The 17,606-nt window shown below is 55.8% G+C and carries 14 protein-coding genes; 12 read left to right on the top strand and 2 right to left on the bottom strand.

Translation table 11 applies throughout. The features are described 5' to 3' along the window. The first annotated feature begins 86 nt into the window (after positions 1–86). The 6 genes from BMX75_RS17230 to arsJ all read left to right on the top strand — a co-directional run bounded on the left by BMX75_RS17230 (position 87) and on the right by arsJ (position 6,968). Positions 87–1,097, top strand: a complete 1,011-nt coding sequence (locus BMX75_RS17230) for a PstS family phosphate ABC transporter substrate-binding protein (protein WP_092830838.1) — start codon at positions 87–89, stop codon at positions 1,095–1,097. 177 nt (positions 1,098–1,274) lie between these two features. Next, the gene (pstC, locus tag BMX75_RS17225) at positions 1,275–2,525 is read left to right on the top strand and encodes a phosphate ABC transporter permease subunit PstC (protein WP_092830836.1); all 1,251 of its coding nucleotides are present in this window, start codon (positions 1,275–1,277) and stop codon (positions 2,523–2,525) included. 18 nt (positions 2,526–2,543) lie between these two features. Then, positions 2,544–3,710 carry a phosphate ABC transporter permease PstA gene (pstA, locus tag BMX75_RS17220; protein WP_092830834.1) on the top strand — a complete coding sequence of 389 codons (1,167 nt, stop codon included), beginning with the start codon at positions 2,544–2,546 and terminating at the stop codon, positions 3,708–3,710. A 47-nt stretch (positions 3,711–3,757) separates the two neighbouring features. Further along, positions 3,758–4,576 (top strand): phosphate ABC transporter ATP-binding protein PstB, encoded by an 819-nt coding sequence (gene pstB, locus BMX75_RS17215; RefSeq protein WP_422822083.1) that lies wholly within the window; start codon positions 3,758–3,760, stop codon positions 4,574–4,576. 132 nt (positions 4,577–4,708) lie between these two features. Continuing rightward, entirely contained in the window at positions 4,709–5,740 is a 1,032-nt protein-coding gene (locus BMX75_RS17210; protein WP_092830830.1) for an ArsJ-associated glyceraldehyde-3-phosphate dehydrogenase, read from the top strand. A 16-nt stretch (positions 5,741–5,756) separates the two neighbouring features. Continuing rightward, positions 5,757–6,968: an organoarsenical effux MFS transporter ArsJ gene (arsJ, locus tag BMX75_RS17205; RefSeq protein ID WP_092830876.1), complete on the top strand. Its 1,212-nt coding sequence runs from the start codon at positions 5,757–5,759 to the stop codon at positions 6,966–6,968. Positions 6,969–6,987: 19 nt separating this feature from the next. Here arsJ and arsB read toward each other — a convergent pair whose 3' ends face one another. Continuing rightward, entirely contained in the window at positions 6,988–8,058 is a 1,071-nt protein-coding gene (gene arsB, locus BMX75_RS17200; protein WP_092830828.1) for an ACR3 family arsenite efflux transporter, read from the bottom strand. 182 nt (positions 8,059–8,240) lie between these two features. On the opposite strand from arsB, the gene BMX75_RS17195 reads away from it, so the two are divergent. Then, the gene (locus BMX75_RS17195) at positions 8,241–8,663 is read left to right on the top strand and encodes an arsenate reductase ArsC (protein ID WP_092830826.1); all 423 of its coding nucleotides are present in this window, start codon (positions 8,241–8,243) and stop codon (positions 8,661–8,663) included. Positions 8,664–8,678: 15 nt separating this feature from the next. Next, on the top strand, positions 8,679–10,370 hold the full coding sequence (locus tag BMX75_RS17190; protein ID WP_092830824.1) for a methyl-accepting chemotaxis protein: 1,692 nt from the start codon (positions 8,679–8,681) through the stop codon (positions 10,368–10,370). A gap of 60 nt (positions 10,371–10,430) precedes the next feature. Here BMX75_RS17190 and BMX75_RS17185 read toward each other — a convergent pair whose 3' ends face one another. After that, complete coding sequence (locus BMX75_RS17185; protein WP_092830822.1) at positions 10,431–11,618, bottom strand: acetyl-CoA C-acyltransferase; 1,188 nt, start codon at positions 11,616–11,618, stop codon at positions 10,431–10,433. Between the two features lie 126 nt (positions 11,619–11,744). On the opposite strand from BMX75_RS17185, the gene BMX75_RS17180 reads away from it, so the two are divergent. From BMX75_RS17180 to BMX75_RS17165, 4 genes are all read left to right on the top strand, one after another. Continuing rightward, positions 11,745–12,344, top strand: coding sequence for a TetR/AcrR family transcriptional regulator (locus BMX75_RS17180; protein WP_092830820.1), 600 nt, complete (start codon positions 11,745–11,747; stop codon positions 12,342–12,344). Between the two features lie 160 nt (positions 12,345–12,504). Then, positions 12,505–14,169, top strand: coding sequence for an AMP-binding protein (locus tag BMX75_RS17175; protein WP_092830818.1), 1,665 nt, complete (start codon positions 12,505–12,507; stop codon positions 14,167–14,169). 27 nt (positions 14,170–14,196) lie between these two features. Then, the gene (locus tag BMX75_RS17170) at positions 14,197–14,964 is read left to right on the top strand and encodes an SDR family NAD(P)-dependent oxidoreductase (RefSeq protein ID WP_092830816.1); all 768 of its coding nucleotides are present in this window, start codon (positions 14,197–14,199) and stop codon (positions 14,962–14,964) included. 232 nt (positions 14,965–15,196) lie between these two features. Further along, positions 15,197–17,002, top strand: a complete 1,806-nt coding sequence (locus tag BMX75_RS17165) for an acyl-CoA dehydrogenase C-terminal domain-containing protein (protein ID WP_092830814.1) — start codon at positions 15,197–15,199, stop codon at positions 17,000–17,002. Positions 17,003–17,606: the final 604 nt, after the last annotated feature.

Here is a 17,606-nt window from a genome sequence, read left to right as displayed (position 1 = left end):
CATTGCTTGTCATGAAGCTGTCATCGAAGCGATGCAAAGTGTGCCTTGCGAAGGCAAGATCCCTAACAGCTTCAGGAGTAATTCGCATGAACCGTATTCTCAAAACTACCGTGCTCGCAGCTGCTGTGATGAGCGTGGCAGGTGTTGCACAAGCCCGTGATCAAATCCGCATTGTTGGCTCCAGCACGGTGTATCCGTTTGCCAGCTATGTGACTGAAGAGTTTGGCGCGGTTACCAATTACCCCACACCGGTGATCGAGTCTACGGGTTCAGGAGGCGGTTTGCGTCTGTTTTGTAACGGAGTGGGTGACGGTACGCCGGATATCACCAATGCATCGCGCCGCATGAAGCCAGGTGAGTTTGAGCGCTGTGTAGAAAACGGCGTGACTGATATAACAGAAGCCAAGATCGGTTCAGATGGTATCGTGCTCGGTCAGTCCAATGAAAATGATGTGGTTGATCTGACGCTTGAACAAATTTTCTTAGCCGTTGCCGCTCAAATCCCACAAGACGGTCAGCTTGTCGAAAATCCTTACACTAATTGGAGCGAAATCGATTCTTCGCTGCCGGATCGTGAAATTTCCATTTACGGCCCCCCCACTACTTCGGGTACTCGTGACGCCTTTGAAGAACTTGTCATGGAAGTTGTGTCTGAAGGCATGGATGAGTACGCAGAAGCTTATACCAACATCCGTTCTGATGGTGTTTATATCGATGCCGGTGAAAACGACAACCTGATCGTTCAGCGTTTGGGTGAAGACACTGGTGCCATGGGTATTTTCGGTTACTCCTTTCTGGAAGAGAATACCAACATCCTGAATGGCGCTTCCATCAACGGTGTTGAGCCACTTCCGGAAACTATTAGTGAGGGTGAATACCCTGTTGCTCGCTCACTGTGGTTCTACGTCAAGAACCAGCATGCAGAAGAAGTGCCGCCGATGTACGAATATGTTGATATGTTCATGGAAGAGCAGATGATTGGCAGCGATGGCTACCTGCGTGATATCGGCCTGATCGTGCTGCCGGAAGAAGAGCGTGCAGAGTGGCGCCAGATGGTGGCCGATCGCGCTCAGTTGGAACTCTCTGATCTGCAGTAATAACAGAGATAACACCCGACAATAAAACAATGGCCGACAGCATAAGCTGTCGGCTTTTTTCTTTGTGCTTGTCGCCTTACCTCCAGCTTGTGGATTTGGCGTCTGTCACATTGCTGTAATGTTTTTGCTGCAAAGTACTTCCCAAACCGACTTTATCAGGAACGCGAGAGAGATTAGATGCAAACCAATCAGCTATTTTTACTCTTTTGCACTGTGCTCTTGCTGCTCGGGCTAGTGGCCTTTTTTATTGGTCGCTCGAAGGCCGCTCGTGTACGCAGCGCTGGTGGCAGCATGTTTGCGCAACCCGATCAGTATGCCTGGTTTGCCGTGCTCTCCACCGCAGGCCCTGCCATATTAGTGGGGGCGGTGGGCGCGTTGATCATGCTGCTGTTGGGCGCAGACATCCCCACGTTTTATCTTCTCGCTGCAAGCCTTGTGGTTGCTGCTGCAGGGCTGGTGGTGGGAATAGCCCAAGTGCGACCAAGTTTTCACGCTCGCCAGGCGATTGAACGTGCAATTCGAATGACGTTGGCGTCAGCGGCGTTGATTTCGATTTTTACGACCTTTGGGATCCTTTTTTCGATCATTTCCGAGGCCATTCGTTTTTTCCAGATGCATAGCTTCTGGGAGTTTATAACCGGCACCACCTGGAGCCCGGGCGACAGCTTCTTGGCAGCAGCCGGACGCGGCGACGGCAGCGGTGCACAGTTCGGCTCGGTGCCGCTTTTTGCCGGTACTTTCATGATTACCGCTATTGCTATGCTGGTGGCGGTGCCTGTGGGATTGCTATCGGCGATTTACATGTCTGAGTATGCCCCGCAGAAAGTACGCACCGTGGCGAAGCCGATTCTCGAAATATTGGCCGGTATTCCTACCGTCGTGTACGGCTTCTTTGCAGCCATTACAGTGGCGCCCATCATCGTCAATGTTGCCGGCTTTTTCGGTCTGGATGCTTCCTACAACAATGCGCTGGCGCCCGGCATCGTTATGGGCATCATGATCATTCCTTTTATCTCCTCGCTTTCCGATGACGTGATCAATTCGGTACCCGATACCATGCGTCAAGGGTCACTGGCGCTGGGCATGACCAAGGGCGAGACCATTCGCGACGTGGTGATCCCGGCAGCGTTACCCGGGATCATTTCTGCCTCGCTATTGGGTGTTTCAAGGGCAATGGGTGAAACCATGATTGTAGTAATGGCGGCGGGTATGCGCCCCAATTTGACTGCCAACCCACTGGAAGATATGACCACCGTGACCGTGCGCATCGTGGCAGCGCTGACCGGGGACCAGGAGTTTGCAAGCGCTGAAACCCTGTCTGCTTTTGCGCTAGGCCTGGTGCTGTTTGCCGTCACGCTGACGCTCAATCTGGTCTCGGTGCTGATGATTCGCCGCTTCCGTGAAAAATACCGCGTGAATAACCTGTAACGCCGAGGAACTGATTCGATGAGCCATTCTTTTGATGACATCAGCCAGCAGCTCAAGCGGCGTCACCGCAAATCTGCTCGTTTAAAGTGGATTTCCATGGGCGCACTTGGCCTGGCAGGTCTATTTCTGCTGCTGTTTTTCGCCGATATGCTCAATAAGGGCCTACCTGCCTTTCAGCAAGCGTATGTCAATACGGAGATAAACTACACCGAGGAGGCGGCCCGCGACGCACGCCAGGCCATCCCGGACGACCTGGTGGCGATCGTCAGCCGTACCGAGATTCGAAGCATCCCGTTGCAAATGCGTAATAACGAAAATTTGTTAGGTACATCCGAGCAGCGGTGGCTGTTGGTCAACGGCGAGGTCGATCAGTATCTCAAGGGCAACCGAAATAGTCTGAGCGAAGAGGAGCGCACGGCCATTGATGAACGTGTCGAGTCGGGACAGGTGGAGCTGGCCTTCAACCGCACCTTCTTTACCGAAGGTGATTCCAAAACCTCAGAGAGAGCCGGTATATTGGCAGCCGTCGTAGGTACCGTCATGACCATGATCGTTACCCTGGCGATTTCTTTTCCGATTGGCGTGATGACGGCGGTGTATCTGGAAGAGTTCGCACCGGACAACCGGATTACCCAGGCGATTGAAATCAACATCAATAACCTGGCCGCGATTCCCTCGATCCTGTTTGGTTTGTTGGGGTTGGCGATTTTCATCAACTTCTTTGGCGTGCCTCGGTCTTCTCCGCTGGCGGGTGGTATGACCTTGGCGCTGATGACATTGCCGGTCATCATTATCTCAACGCGTGCGGCGTTGCGTAGCGTACCGGATTCGATTCGGCATGCGGCGTTTGGCGTGGGCTGTTCGCGCTGGCAGGTGGTGCGCGATCACGTATTACCACTGGCAATGCCGGGTATCATGACCGGTTCGATCATTGGTCTGGCGCAAGCCATGGGGGAGACGGCGCCGTTGATCATCGTGGGAATGGTGGCGTTTATCCCCGATGTGGGCGCCTCCTTTACTGAGGCCGCTACCGTGATGCCTGCGCAGATCTTTACCTGGGCCGGTGAGCCTGAGGCTGCGTTTGTGGAAAAAACCGCTGGGGGTATTCTGGTTCTTCTGGCAGTGCTCATCTCCCTCAACGCCTTCGCCGTTTTACTGCGCAAGAAATTTGAGCGTCGCTGGTAATCCAGCACGTTAAAAAGGATATCGTTATGAACAGCCAAGCACCCATAATGTCTGAGCAAGATACGCCAAGCGTCGGTCAGCCCTACACGCGCAATGAACAGGCGTGCCATGACCTGAGTATCCGTGTCCGCGACCTGAGCCTCTGGTACGGCAAGAACCAGGCGCTGAAAAACCTCAATATTGACCTGTTCCAGAAAAATGTGACGGCCCTCATCGGGCCTTCCGGCTGCGGCAAGTCGACGTTCCTGCGCTGTCTGAACCGTATGAACGATCTGATTCCCAGCGTCCGAACGGAAGGGCTGGTCGAGATGGATGGTCATGACGTCAATGCCGTTAAAATGGATGAAGTGGCGCTGCGTCGTCGCGTGGGCATGGTGTTCCAGAAACCCAATCCATTTCCCAAGTCAATCTTTGAAAATGTCGCTTACGCACCACGTATGCACGATATGGTCAGCCGTAAAGCCGAGCAGGACGAGCTGGTTGAAAAAGCGCTGCGTGATGCAGGTCTCTGGGAAGAGGTGAAAGACAAGCTTCAGGAACCGGGCACGTCGCTCTCCGGTGGTCAGCAGCAGCGGTTGTGCATTGCCCGGGCGATTGCCGTGCAGCCCGACGTGATCTTGATGGATGAGCCTACATCGGCCCTTGACCCGATTTCCACGGCGACCATCGAGGACCTGATGGACCGCCTGAAAGAGAAATTCACCATCGTGACGGTCACGCACAACATGCAGCAGGCAGCGCGGGTGGCTGACTACACGGCGTTTTTCCATCTGGGGGAAATCATCGAGTACAACGATACCAAGGTAATGTTCTCCACCCCCGCCAAGAAAAAGACCGAAGATTATATCTCCGGACGCTATGGCTAAGTAACACTCATTTCTCAGACCCACCGCCACTGCGGTGGGTCTGTTAAAGGGTGTGTTTTTTTAACGCTATATATATGATTTTCCGTATATGGATATTATGCTTTTGCGCATCAAATAGCTTAGGAGGGTACCATGGCACTACGTATCGGTATCAATGGGTTCGGCCGCATCGGCCGACTCACGCTGCGAAGTTTGTGGCCACGGGTAGAAGCGGGTGAGGTGGAACTGGCTCACATTAACGACCCTGGCGGTGATGCAGCAACCTTCGCCCACCTGCTCGAATTTGATTCCGTGCATGGCCACTGGTCACCGGGCGCAGGGATATCCGCTACCCAGGAGGCTATCGTGATCGACGGCGATGCGATCGCATTCAGCGCCAACAAGCAGATCATGGAGAGCGACTGGTCAGGCTGCGAGGTGGTCATCGAGTGTTCGGGCGTGATGAAAAATACCGCTCAGCTTCAGCCGTATTTTGATCAGGATGTTGCCCGGGTAGTGGTGAGTGCACCTCTGAAAGACGAAGATGCCTTGAACGTGGTTGTCGGCGTCAACGACCACCTTTACGACCCCATTCAGCACAAGGTTGTCACTGCCGCCAGTTGTACCACCAACTGCCTGGCACCGGTGGTCAAGGTTATCCAGGAAAGCTTCGGAATCCGCCATGGCTCCATGACCACGGTGCACGACATCACCAATACCCAGACGATCCTGGATGCCCCGCACAAGGACCTGCGGCGTGCCCGCGCATGCGGTATGAGCTTGATTCCCACCACGACCGGTTCTGCTAAAGCCATTACGGCGATCTTTCCTGAGCTGGAAGGCAAACTGAATGGCCATGCCGTGCGCGTGCCGCTGGCCAACGCGTCGCTCACCGATATGGTCTTCGAACTAGAGCGCGAGGTCACCGCCGAGGAAGTCAACCAGGCATTGAAGCATGCCGCTGAAGGCGCGCTTGCCGGCATTCTGGGCTATGAAGAACGCCCGCTGGTGTCGATCGATTACTGTACCGACCCGCGCAGCTCGGTTATCGATGCGCTCTCCACCATGGTGATCAACGGTACACAGCTCAAACTCTACGCCTGGTACGACAACGAGTGGGGCTATGCTAACCGTACCGCCGAGCTGTCCCTGAAGGTAGGTGGCGAGCAGGTGGAACGTGGCTGAATCTGCGTTGTTGAAGATGCGGGCCCGTGTAAAGGCACTGCCGTTTGAAGTGCGCCAGTACATGCTGATAACGGGCAATTACTGGGCCTTCACGATTACCGATGGCGCCCTGCGCATGCTGGTGGTGATGCATTTCCACCAGCTGGGCTACTCGCCGTTGGAAATCGCCATGCTGTTTCTGTTTTACGAAGCCTTTGGCGTGGTGACCAACCTGGTAGGCGGTTGGCTGGGGGCGCGCCTGGGCCTCAATCGCACCATGAACGTCGGGCTTGGGCTACAGATTATTGCCCTCGCCATGTTGATGGTGCCTGCCAGCCTGCTGACCGTCGCCTGGGTCATGGCGGCTCAGGCGCTTTCCGGGATCGCCAAAGACCTCAACAAGATGAGCGCCAAAAGTGCCGTGAAAGTGCTGGTGCCTAAAGAAAGTGCCAACGCCAACAGCTCGCTCTACCGCTGGGTCGCCATGCTCACCGGCTCTAAAAATGCCCTGAAAGGTTTGGGCTTTTTCGTCGGCGGCCTGTTGCTGACGTTGATTGGCTTTCGCGGTGCCGTGGTGGCCATGGCCGTCATGTTGGGCGTGGTGCTGCTGCTCTCCCTATGGCGCTTGAGGGCGGATCTGGGGCGTCAAAAGGTAAAGCCCAAGTTTTCCGAAATCTTCTCGAAATCACGTGCCATCAACGTGCTGTCAGCGGCGCGGTTCTGTCTGTTCGCATCGCGGGATGTGTGGTTTGTGGTGGCGCTACCGGTGTTTTTATATGACCAGCATGGCTGGACCCACTGGACAGTGGGCGGCTTGCTGGCGGTATGGATTATTGGCTACGGCGGTGTGCAAACCCAGGCGCCCAAGCTCACGCGGCTGATCAAGGGCGATGCGCGCGCCCTTACCGCAGGCTGGGCAGCGGCATTGGCGGTGCTGGCAATCGTGTTGGCCATGCTGCCCTTGGCGCAGGTCGGCTGGCTGGTCGTCGGCTTACTGGCGTTTGGCGTGCTGTTTGCAATTAATTCCAGCTGGCACAGCTATCTGATTGTGCATTACGCGCGTGCCGACGGCGTTTCCATGGACGTCGGCTTTTACTATATGGCCAATGCCATGGGGCGGTTGGTGGGCACGCTGCTATCCGGCTGGCTGTATATGGCCTATGGGCTGAGTGCCTGCCTGTGGGTCGCCGCTGCGCTGGTGGCTTCCAGCGCGGTGATGGCGCTGGCGTTGCCTAAGCAATTGGCATAGCAAACCATGTTTTCTCGCTTTATGGCGTTATGAAGCGTTGGCGCGTCTTATTGGCGATTCTTACCAGTGCCAGCATCAACGGCACTTCGACCAATACACCGACGACCGTTGCCAGCGCCGCGCCTGACTGCATGCCAAACAGCGCAATGGCGACCGCGACCGCGAGTTCAAAAAAGTTGCTGGCGCCAATCATCGCGCCGGGAGCGGCAATGTTGTGGGGGACGCGCCAGGCTTTCGCCCAGCCATAGGCGATAAAGAAGATCAGGAAGGTCTGAATAATCAGCGGAATGGCAATGAGCACAATATGCAGCGGATTGTTCAGAATCACCTCGCCCTGGAAGGCAAACAGCAGCACCAGGGTAATGATCAAGCCAACCGGGGTGATCGGGCCAACGCGCTTCATGAAGACATTGTCGTACCACTCGGCACCGTGTTTTTTAATCAAGCTCTGCCGCGTGATATAGCCTGCTGCCAGGGGAATCACGATATACAGCACGACCGATAGGGCGACGGTGTTCCAGGGCACCTGAATATTAGAGATCCCCAGCAGGAAGACCACGATGGGGGCAAAGGCGAACAGCATGATCAGGTCGTTGAGAGCCACCTGCACCAGGGTATAAGCCGCGTCCCCTCGGGTAAGATAGCTCCATACAAACACCATGGCGGTACACGGTGCGGCGCCCAGCAGAATGGCACCCGCCAGATACTGGCTGGCCAGCGCTTCAGGGATAAAGGGCTGAAAGATCACCATGAAAAACAGCCACGCAATGGCAAACATGGAGAAGGGCTTGATCAGCCAATTGACGGCCGTGGTGATGGTTAGCCCTTTGGGTTGACGGCGAACCCCGGCGATGGCGGTGAAGTCAATTTGCGCCATCATGGGAAAAATCATGGCCCAGATGAGTACCGCGATAGGGATGGAGACCTGGGCTACCTCAAAGCGTGAAAGCGTTTCCGGTATCACCGGGGCAAGCTGCCCGAGCAAGATGCCTGCCACGATGGCAAGCGCGACCCATACCGAGAGAAAGCGCTCGAATAAACCCATGCCCTCGGCGGTGGAGGGAGATGCTTTATCCTGCAGCGATGACATATAGAACTCCTTGATCGAAGGGCGCGTGAATACATCCGTTAGTATCTAACTGCTGGAACGCACAATATGTATCCATAATATATGTTTTTCCATATATTTCTAGTGCCGCCAAGCATGCAACATTGCCGTCATGAACCTGGCGTAAAGTCATAGCCATTCATTACATGAGAGGCTGTTTATTTATGTCAAAGCGTCGCGTGCTATTCCTGTGTAACGCCAATTCGGCACGTTCGCTAATGGGCGAAGTGCTGCTTCGTCATATGGCCGGTGACCGCTTTGATGCGTTCAGCGCGGGCACTGAGCCGGATGAACCCCATTCACTGACGCTTGAAGCGCTCGCCAAGCAGGGGCTTTCCATTGAAGGGCTGCACAGCAAGTCATTGGATGAGTTTGAAAACGAAAGCTTTGATTACGTCATTGTGCTGTGTGACAAGGCCCAGCAGGCTTGCCGTGAATGGCAAGGGGCGGCGGGTGAAAGGCTGTTTTGGGATATTCGCGACCCGCGTTTGATCAGCAAGCTGGACGCCTACGAACAGGCACTTCAAGAGATTCGGCGCCGTCTGCAGCTATGGCTTTTGCTACCCGACTCCCAAAAACAACTGTGAATGAGGCGTGTCGTGATGAAGCTTGTTAATCACCTAAGCGTCAAAATGAGCGGGATGCTGGTTTTGGCGGCATTTAGCGGTTTGATCCTACTTATTGGTGCACTTGGATTATTTGCCAACCAGTTTGGGCGGGATGCCTTCACATCAGTACATCAGCGCGATATGGCACAAATCAGTGAGCTCAACAGCGCTTATAGTGAGTTGCTGCGTGCTCGTATCCAGATGAATCGTGCCGCGGAGCTCATTCGAACCCCGTCTTTTGATCGTCCCGAGCCGTTGCTGGAAGAGGCACACCAGTTGCTTGAATCGGCGAAAGCGCATTTTTCACAATTTACATCGAGTCATATTGCGCCGAGCCAACAGGCCCTGGTTGATCAGTTAACAGATGATTTTCAATCCTTTGTTAACAACAATCTCAGCCTGCAAATGATGATGCTTGATGAGCGTGATGTGTCCGGCTTTCTGTCGGGTGAGTCGCGGGTGGATGAGAGCAGTGAGCATTTTGTAGAAAGTGTCGAAGCTTTTTTCGAAGCATCCGCTCAACGGGGTAATGGATTGTTGGCACGCTTCGATCAAGTGTCTTCATTGCTCTTCTGGGGCGTGGTAGCGGTACTCATCGCGGCACTGGTAGTCGTGGGCTTTGTCGTTTGGGGCGTGCGCAGGAATGTGCTTGGCCCTTTAAAAAATATCAGAGGGCACTTTCAGCGTATTGCCAAGGGTGACCTGTCTGCTCCAGTAAACGCGCATTCGAACAATGAGATTGGGCAACTGTTCAGCGAGCTTGCCAGCATGCAGGACTCACTGACAGCGACGGTCAACCGCCTTGCCGCCAGCAGTCAGCAGGTATATAGCAACAGCCAGGAGATGACAGAACAGAATGAACGATTGACCAGCCAAACGGATACGCAAGTCTCTGCATTGCAGCAAATTGCGGCGAGTCTGGAGCAGCTAACCGCGACGGTTAATCAAAACGCGGAAAACGCTGACCATGTCAGTCAGTCGACAACAGATGTCTCCCAGAAAGCAAAAGAGGGTGACGACGTCATTTCCCAGCTTGTCGCGACGATGGAAGCCATCAATGATCACTCTGAGGAGATTCAAAGCATCATCAAGATGATAGAAAGCATCGCTTTTCAGACCAACATCTTGGCGCTGAATGCCTCCGTAGAAGCGGCGCGTGCCGGTGAGCACGGGCGCGGGTTCGCGGTGGTTGCCAGTGAGGTGCGTGCCTTGGCAACGCGTAGTGCTAATGCGGCCAGTGAGATCAGAACACGTATCGAGGCATCAAGTAATAGTGTTCAGCAAGGTAGCCTACTATCCCAACAGGCCGGTGAGCGAACACGCGCTATCATGCATGCCGCCAGCTACGTAGATGGATTAATGACGCAAATAGCGCATGCGTCCGAGGAGCAGCGGCGAGGGATTAAAGAGGTTAATCAAGCGGTTGGCGATATCGAAACCACCACGCAAGATACCATGCGACTGGTCAATAAAGCGGCTCAATATTCTTCAGAGCTGTCAGAAGAAGCTTCGCAAATGCGCGAATACGCCGGCCAGTTCAAGGTGACCGGTGAGATAGTGACGTCGGGTGTAGAAAAAGAGACGCCGCCAATGCCTGATCCACAAGAGGAAGGTTCGGAGGCGCTTAGCGATTCATCAAGGGGCCGGGATCAGGTTCCGTCACACGAAGTGTTGGCGCTGAACTAGGACTAGGGGGTGGGTTTCCCCAGCGCAGCGAAATTCCCATGCGCTGGGGGTTGCGGGCAGTTAATCCATCAACTCGACGGCGACGGCCGTGGCTTCGCCGCCGCCGATGCACAGGCTTGCAATACCGCGCTTGCCGCCTTTGGTGCGCAGCGCGTGGATTAACGTCGCGATAATGCGTGAGCCGGTAGAGCCGATCGGGTGGCCCTGGGCGCAGGCGCCGCCAAAGACGTTGACCTTGTCATGGGAGAGGCCCAGATCATCCATCGCCATCAGCGTCACCACGGCAAAGGCCTCGTTGATTTCGAACAGATCAACGTCCTCAACGCGCCAATCCAGCTTTTTCATCAACTTTTCAATCGCGCCCACCGGGGCAATTGTGAACTCGCTCGGGTGGCGTGAGTGGGTGGTGTGTCCCAGCATGCGTGCCAGCGGATTAAGACCGTGCTGATCTGCCGCTGCCTGACTCGCCAGGATAAGTGCCGACGCGCCGTCCGATATCGAGCTTGAGTTGGCGGCGGTAATGGTGCCCTCTTTGGCAAAGGCAGGACGCAACTGGCGGATTTTATCCAGTTTGGCCTGAAAGGGCTGCTCGTCATGTTCAACCAGGGCCTCGCCATGGCGCGAGCTGACGGTGACGGCGGCCATTTCGGCATCTAAGTGTCCCGCATTGGTAGCCGCCATGGCGCGCTCGAGGGAGGCGATGGCAAAATCGTCAAGCCGCTCGCGGGTGTAGCCACGCTGAGACGCGACATCCTGGGCGAAGACACCCATCAGCTTGCCGGTCTCGGCATCTTCCAGGCCATCCAGGAACATGTGATCTTTCAGCTCTCCGTGGCCTAACCGATAACCGCTGCGCGCCTTTGTGAGCACATGGGGAGCGTTGGACATGGACTCCATGCCGCCAGCGAGGATGACATCGCCGCTGCCTGCCTTGATCAGGTCGTGGGCCAGCATGGCGGCTTTCATTCCCGAGCCACACAGCTTGTTAATGGTGGTGGCGCCGTTGGCATCGGGGATACCTGCCTGGCGCATGGCTTGTCGCGCCGGGCCCTGTTTAACGCCAGCGGGCAGTACACAGCCCATGATGCCTTCTTCGATTGTCGCGGGGTCGATACCGGCACGGTCAATCGCGGCGCGGATGGCAATGGCACCCAGCTCGGGAGCACTCATGCTCGACAGGCTGCCCATCATGCCGCCCATCGGGGTGCGTGTTGCCGACAGAAACACGATGTCTTTAGCGTTACTCATGGTGTTCTCCATTGAGGTTATTGTGATTATCTCGCTGTAGAGGTGCGCTATGCGTTGACCCGTTGCCGGTGCTGTGGTCTTCTCCGAGGTAACCAAGCAAGCGCTAGTGTGAACGACATGAATGTAATGAATGCATCTCCTCGTCGCAAGGAATTAACACGCCTCGCGGCTCAGCTATTTGTCCAGGAAGGCTTTGACCGTACCACGGTGCGCATGCTGGCGCAGGAAATGGGGATCAAGTCCGGTAGCTTGTTCCACCATTTTAAAGATAAAAAGGAAATCCTGGCGGCTGTGATTGAAGAAGGCACTCACAATGCGCTGTTGATTGCGCGTCGGGCGCTCGATGACTGCGAAGATGACCCCGAAGCGCGTCTGCGTGCGATGGCGCGAGCACACCTCGAAACACTGTTTACCGATCGCAATGCCCACGTGGTCGCACTGTTTGAATGGCGAAGGCTAGCGCCTGCGGCGAGTGCCCATCTGAGCCATCTTCGCGATGCGTACGAAGCGCTGTGGGTGGCGGTGATCGATGATGCCTTGGCAGCAGGGCTGATTCACGGGGATCGCTTCCTTGTCTCCCGCTTTGTACTGGGCGCGTTAAACTGGACGGTACGCTGGTACGACCCGGATGGCCCCAGAACACCGGATGACCTGGCCGATGAACTGGTCGGGATGATCATGGCCCGTCAGAGTGAACAGGGTGATTCCCTGGCTGCTCACGACTAACGTATAACCAGTAAATGCTTCGACTCGCTTGCGCTTCTTCGTGTTTGCTTTTAGCGTGGTTTTATTCAAAGGGTTCCGTTAACGTAAACTGATGATAGCAATATCGGCGCCTGCGCAGGTAGCCCGATGCTCACTACCAACAATACCCAAGAGAGCCATCATGACTGCGACATCACGCCCCAATTACTCGGATTACCTTGATTCGTTTTCTATCGGAGACGTCATCGCCAAACTTGACGATCATCAGGATGGTTATTTAAACGCCTTTGAGGCGTGTTGTGGGCGTCATGTCCGTGCTGGCAGGGGCGAGGTGTTGGCTATGGTGCAGGAGGATCTGGAAGGCACCACGCACACGCTTAGCTATAAAGAGCTCGATCAGCAGAGCGCCAAGCTGGCGGGCTGGTTTCAATCTCAAGGACTAGGCGAGGGGGATCGCATTGCGTGTATGCTCCCCCGTTCGCTGGCGCTTCTGGTCGCCGTGGTGGCGACCTGGCGTATTGGCGCGGTCTACCAGCCGCTATTCACTGCCTTTGGCCCAGATGCAGTGGATTATCGGTTGGGGCGGGCTGACTCCAGACTTGTCATTACCGATCATGCGAACCGCTACAAGTTTGATGGCTTGGGCCAGTGCCCACACGTATTGGCCGTCGGTGGCCCGACCCGGGAGCACCCCGACGACCATGATTGGCAAACGGCGTTGACGCACACGTCAATGAGCGGCGAGCCGCCCCGCCTGTCCGCGGATAAACCTTTCCTGCAGATGTTTACTTCCGGGACGGTGGGCAAGCCAAAGGGGGTTGCCGTGCCGCTTTCCGGTATGACGGCATTTGCCTTCTACATGGAATTGGCAGTCGACCTTCGCGAGGAGGATCGCTTCTGGAACATGGCCGACCCCGGCTGGGCATACGGCCTTTACTATGCCATTGCGGGCCCATTGCTTCTGGGGGTCACGACCCACTTCTGCGAAGCAGGGTTCAGTGCCGAAGGCGCGCTTGAGTTCATGAAGCGCCACCGCATTACCAACTTCGCTGCAGCACCAACCGCCTACCGGCTGATGAAGGCGTCAGGCCTTTTCGACGACGCCCACCAAACGCTTGAGTTACGTGCCGCCAGTTCAGCAGGCGAACCGCTCAATACCGAAGTAGTGTCATGGGTGGAGACGTCATTAGGCTGTTCGGTGATGGACCACTATGGGCAAACCGAAACCGGGATGACGTGCAATAATCACCATGCCCTGGATCACCCCAAGCATGTCGGTGGCATGGGGGTGCCCATGCCAGGGTACCGGCTGGCGATTCTGGACGCCGAGTATAACGAGCTTCCGCCCGGCGAGCCCGGTGTTCTGGCCGTGGATATCGAGCAGTCCCCCGCGCACTTTTTTCAGGGCTACACCTGGTGGGAAAAAGATCCCTTCGTGCAGGGGTATTACCTGACGGGCGATGTGGTGATTCGCAACGAAGACGGGTCGTTTCAGTTTGCTGGCCGTGATGACGATATCATCACGACCTCCGGCTACCGGGTGGGCCCGACCGATGTCGAAAACAGCGTCATGGCACACCCTGCTGTGGCGGAGTCGGCCGCGGTTGGCCAGCCGGATGAGATTCGGGGCGAAGTGATCAAGTCGTACATCGTGTTGCGTGATGGCTACGAGGCAAGCGAAGCCCTGGCGGATGAAATTCGTCAACAGGTGCGAGACCGTTTGTCGGCCCATGCATTTCCCCGGGCCATCGAATTTGTCGACGAACTGCCCAAGACACCGAGCGGCAAAATTCAGCGCTTCAAGTTGCGCGCTCAAGCAGCAGAAGACGTCAACTTGAGCCAATAACGACTTTCATGACAGGGAAACACGACCATGCAGGTGAAGGATCATGCGTTTTTAATCACCGGCGCTGCTTCAGGCTTAGGCGCTGCGACAGCAGAACGCTTAGTGGCTGCCGGTGCTCGCGTCGTCTTGTGCGACCTCAGCGACAGTGTCCAGTCCCATGCAGAACAATTGGGGGAAGACGCCCGTGCATGCCTGGCGGATATCACGTCCCAAGAGCAGATGCAGCAGGCAGTTGATACCGCCGTCGCATTGGGCGGCGAGCACGGGCTCTCGGGTGTCATTCACTGCGCGGGCGTTGTCAGTGTTGCCAAGCTGGTTGATCGTGAGGGCAACCCCGCTGACCTGGAAAGCTATACCAAAACGATCAATATCAATCTCGTCGGTACCTTCAATGTCATGCGTCTGACGGCGGCCGCGATGGCCAGAAACACGCCGAATGAGTCCGGCGAGCGGGGGGTGATCATCAATACGGCGTCCATAGCGGCATTTGACGGGCAGGTGGGGCAGTGTGCATATAGTGCCTCCAAAGCGGGTGTTGTGGGTATGAGCCTGCCTGCTGCCCGGGAGCTTTCGCGTCATGCCGTTCGCGTCATGGCCATTGCCCCCGGCGTGTTCGAAACCCCCATGATGAGCGAAATACCTGACGAAGCCACCCAGGCGCTGGCCGCTGCCGTTCCTTTCCCTAAACGGCTGGGCAAGCCAGAAGAATTTGCCCAGTTGGCAGAGCAAATTATTACGAACCCGATGTTGAACGGAGAAGTGATTCGGCTGGACGGTGGTATTCGAATGCAGTAAGTGTCCTATTCATCCGCTATTAGATGGCCTGCCAGCGTTCTCGTCGGCAGGCTTTATTTTTTTTGAGGCATGACAGGCCCGTTGGGCGACTAAAGTGGTAGCGATTTGGGCGTCTAAATTAAAACGACTGCTTGACTACTGGGTGGGCTCGCGCTAATTTTCAAACATGTGTTTGAAAGCCGTTTTCTGAAGACGTTTGTTGCTTTCAGCCCCCTGTTTTAGGAGAAGTGCCATGCCCAGCTACCAGGCCCCCTTGCGTGACATGCGTTTCGTCATGGACGAGATGTTTGACTACCCCGCTCATTATGCCTCGCTGCCCAACGGTGAGGACGCTTCTCCCGATGTGGTGAGCGCTATTCTGGAAGAGGGCGCACGCTTTGCCCGCGAGGTGTTGTTGCCCCTTAACCAGAGCGGTGATGAAGAAGGGTGCCTGTTAGAGGGCGGCGAGGTAAAAGCGCCCAAAGGATTCAAAGAAGCCTATCAACAGTATGTTGAAGGCGGCTGGCCAAGCCTGGCTGCCGACCCCGAGCAGGGTGGCCAGGGCTTGCCGCCCTCGCTTGCCATGATGCTCTCGGAAATGATCTGCGCGACGAACCTGGCGTGGGGCATGTACCCAGGGCTTTCCCATGGCGCGGCGGATGCGCTGCGCCATCACGGCACCGAAGAGCAGAAGGCGGCCTATCTCACCAAGCTGGTTGAAGGCGTCTGGACGGGGACCATGTGCCTCACCGAGCCGCACTGCGGCACCGACCTTGGTCTGATCAAGACCCGTGCAGTCCCCGTTGCGGGTGACGCGTACGCGATCACTGGCACCAAGATCTTTATCTCGGCAGGTGAGCACAACCTTGCCGAGAATATCGTTCATTTGGTGCTGGCAAAGCTACCTGATGCGCCTGAAGGCTCCAAGGGCATTTCGCTGTTTGTCGTGCCCAAGTTCCTGCCGGATGCAGACGGTAATCCCGGCGAACGCAATGGCGTCACCTGTGGTTCGCTAGAGCACAAGATGGGCATTCACGGTAACGCCACCTGCGTGATGAACTTCGACGACGCAACCGGCTACCTGGTAGGACCACCTAATAAAGGGCTGGCGTGCATGTTCACCATGATGAATGCGGCACGTCTCGGCGTCGGAATCCAGGGGTTGGGGTTGATCGAAGCCAGTTTTCAAAACTCGCTCAGCTACGCCCGCGACCGCCTGCAGATGCGTGGCCTCTCAGGTAAGCAGGCCCCTGAAAAGCCGGCTGACCCTATCATCGTTCATCCCGATGTGCGCCGGATGCTACTCACCCAGAAAGCCTTTGCTGAAGGCGGGCGCATGCTGGTGCTGTACACCGCACAAATGCTTGACGTGGTCGAGCATGGGCAGGCGGGTGAAGAGCGTGACCGTGCCGAGACGCTGCTCGGACTTTTGACGCCTGTCGTCAAAGCTTTCCTGACGGAAGTCGGTTTTGAAAGTACCAACGAAGGCGTGCAGGTATACGGTGGTCATGGCTTCATCAAAGAGTGGGGAATGGAGCAGCTGGTCCGTGATGCGCGGATTACCCGCCTCTATGAAGGCACGACCGGTATTCAGGCCCTCGACCTGCTGGGCCGTAAAGTATTGATGAGCCAGGGCGAATCGTTGAAGGTGTTCACCAAGGAGATTCACAAGTTCTGCAAGGCAGAAGCCGACAACCCCGACCTCAAAGAGTTTGTCGAGCCGCTGGCCAAGCTGAATGCCGAATGGGGTGAGCTGACCATGGGCGTTGGCATGAAAGCCATGCAGGACCGAGAAGAAGTCGGGGCGGCAAGCGTTGATTACCTTATGTATTCCGGTTACGTCACGCTCGCGTACTTATTTGCTCGGGCGGCCAAGCAGGCGTCGGTGTCTCTAGCGGGCGAAGACAAGGCTTTCTATGCCGCGAAGTTGAACACTGCACGTTTCTATTACCAGCGGTTGTTACCGCGTACCAAGGCCCACGCGGAAATGATCCAGGCGGGTGCGGGTAGCCTGATGGCCATGTCCAGTGAGGACTTTGGTCTGGGGTTTGAAATCTGATTAACAGTTAGCGCGGCCGCAGGCTGCGAACGGGCACTCTCTGGTCAGGCGTTCTGATCGGTGGTTTGCGGTAGATTCCGTCTTTTGACGAAGTCTGCCGCTTTTTTATTTTATTACCCCTTGCCAACCCGCCAGCAACACCGTAAAGTACGCATCCGCTGCCGGGGACGCCCAGCGTTGCCAGCGGTAGATGAGGTGTAAAACCTCAGATTTGTCAGCGGGTTAGGCAAGCGAGCGTGGTTCATGTGTCATGTCACGCCGCCGCGATTTTTGCCAATCAGTCATTGACAATCCTTCGGAAGTGCGTAGAATACGTCTTCCTCGCTGAGGCCAAGCAGTTCAACGGTTGGTCGAGCCTTTCACTGACTTTTTAGTCAGTCAAGCAGCACAGCGAAACGCTCTTTAATAATGTGATCAGGTAATTCATGTGGGCGCTTGCCGATGAGGGTGGTAAATCACCAAATATCAAGGCAAGCGACTCGTCCAAGGTCTTCGGATCTTGAGAGAACGTTTGAAAACCTTGAGCCAAGTTTGGTTCGCTTCTGTCGCTTTCGGGTGGCAGGTAAGAACCGCAATGATTGTAAACTGAAGAGTTTGATCATGG

This window comes from Vreelandella subterranea (genome assembly GCF_900111305.1).
Taxonomy (GTDB): Bacteria; Pseudomonadota; Gammaproteobacteria; order Pseudomonadales; family Halomonadaceae; genus Vreelandella; species Vreelandella subterranea.
The sequence above is the reverse complement of the archived record's forward strand: the minus strand, read 5'-3'. Positions and strand labels throughout refer to the sequence as shown.

Bases quoted from the DNA above. Each gene is read 5' to 3' on its own strand.
- arsJ (WP_092830876.1), top strand. From the start codon at position 5,757: ATGCGGGCCCGTGTAAAGGCACTGCCGTTTGAAGTGCGCCAGTACATG.
- BMX75_RS17165 (WP_092830814.1), top strand. From the start codon at position 15,197: ATGCCCAGCTACCAGGCCCCCTTGCGTGACATGCGTTTCGTCATGGAC.
- BMX75_RS17190 (WP_092830824.1), top strand. From the start codon at position 8,679: ATGAAGCTTGTTAATCACCTAAGCGTCAAAATGAGCGGGATGCTGGTT.
- BMX75_RS17170 (WP_092830816.1), top strand. From the start codon at position 14,197: ATGCAGGTGAAGGATCATGCGTTTTTAATCACCGGCGCTGCTTCAGGC.
- BMX75_RS17230 (WP_092830838.1), top strand. From the start codon at position 87: ATGAACCGTATTCTCAAAACTACCGTGCTCGCAGCTGCTGTGATGAGC.
- BMX75_RS17175 (WP_092830818.1), top strand. From the start codon at position 12,505: ATGACTGCGACATCACGCCCCAATTACTCGGATTACCTTGATTCGTTT.
- BMX75_RS17195 (WP_092830826.1), top strand. From the start codon at position 8,241: ATGTCAAAGCGTCGCGTGCTATTCCTGTGTAACGCCAATTCGGCACGT.
- BMX75_RS17180 (WP_092830820.1), top strand. From the start codon at position 11,745: ATGAATGCATCTCCTCGTCGCAAGGAATTAACACGCCTCGCGGCTCAG.
- pstB (WP_422822083.1), top strand. From the start codon at position 3,758: ATGTCTGAGCAAGATACGCCAAGCGTCGGTCAGCCCTACACGCGCAAT.
- BMX75_RS17185 (WP_092830822.1), bottom strand. From the start codon at position 11,618: ATGAGTAACGCTAAAGACATCGTGTTTCTGTCGGCAACACGCACCCCG.
- pstC (WP_092830836.1), top strand. From the start codon at position 1,275: ATGCAAACCAATCAGCTATTTTTACTCTTTTGCACTGTGCTCTTGCTG.
- pstA (WP_092830834.1), top strand. From the start codon at position 2,544: ATGAGCCATTCTTTTGATGACATCAGCCAGCAGCTCAAGCGGCGTCAC.
- arsB (WP_092830828.1), bottom strand. From the start codon at position 8,058: ATGTCATCGCTGCAGGATAAAGCATCTCCCTCCACCGCCGAGGGCATG.
- BMX75_RS17210 (WP_092830830.1), top strand. From the start codon at position 4,709: ATGGCACTACGTATCGGTATCAATGGGTTCGGCCGCATCGGCCGACTC.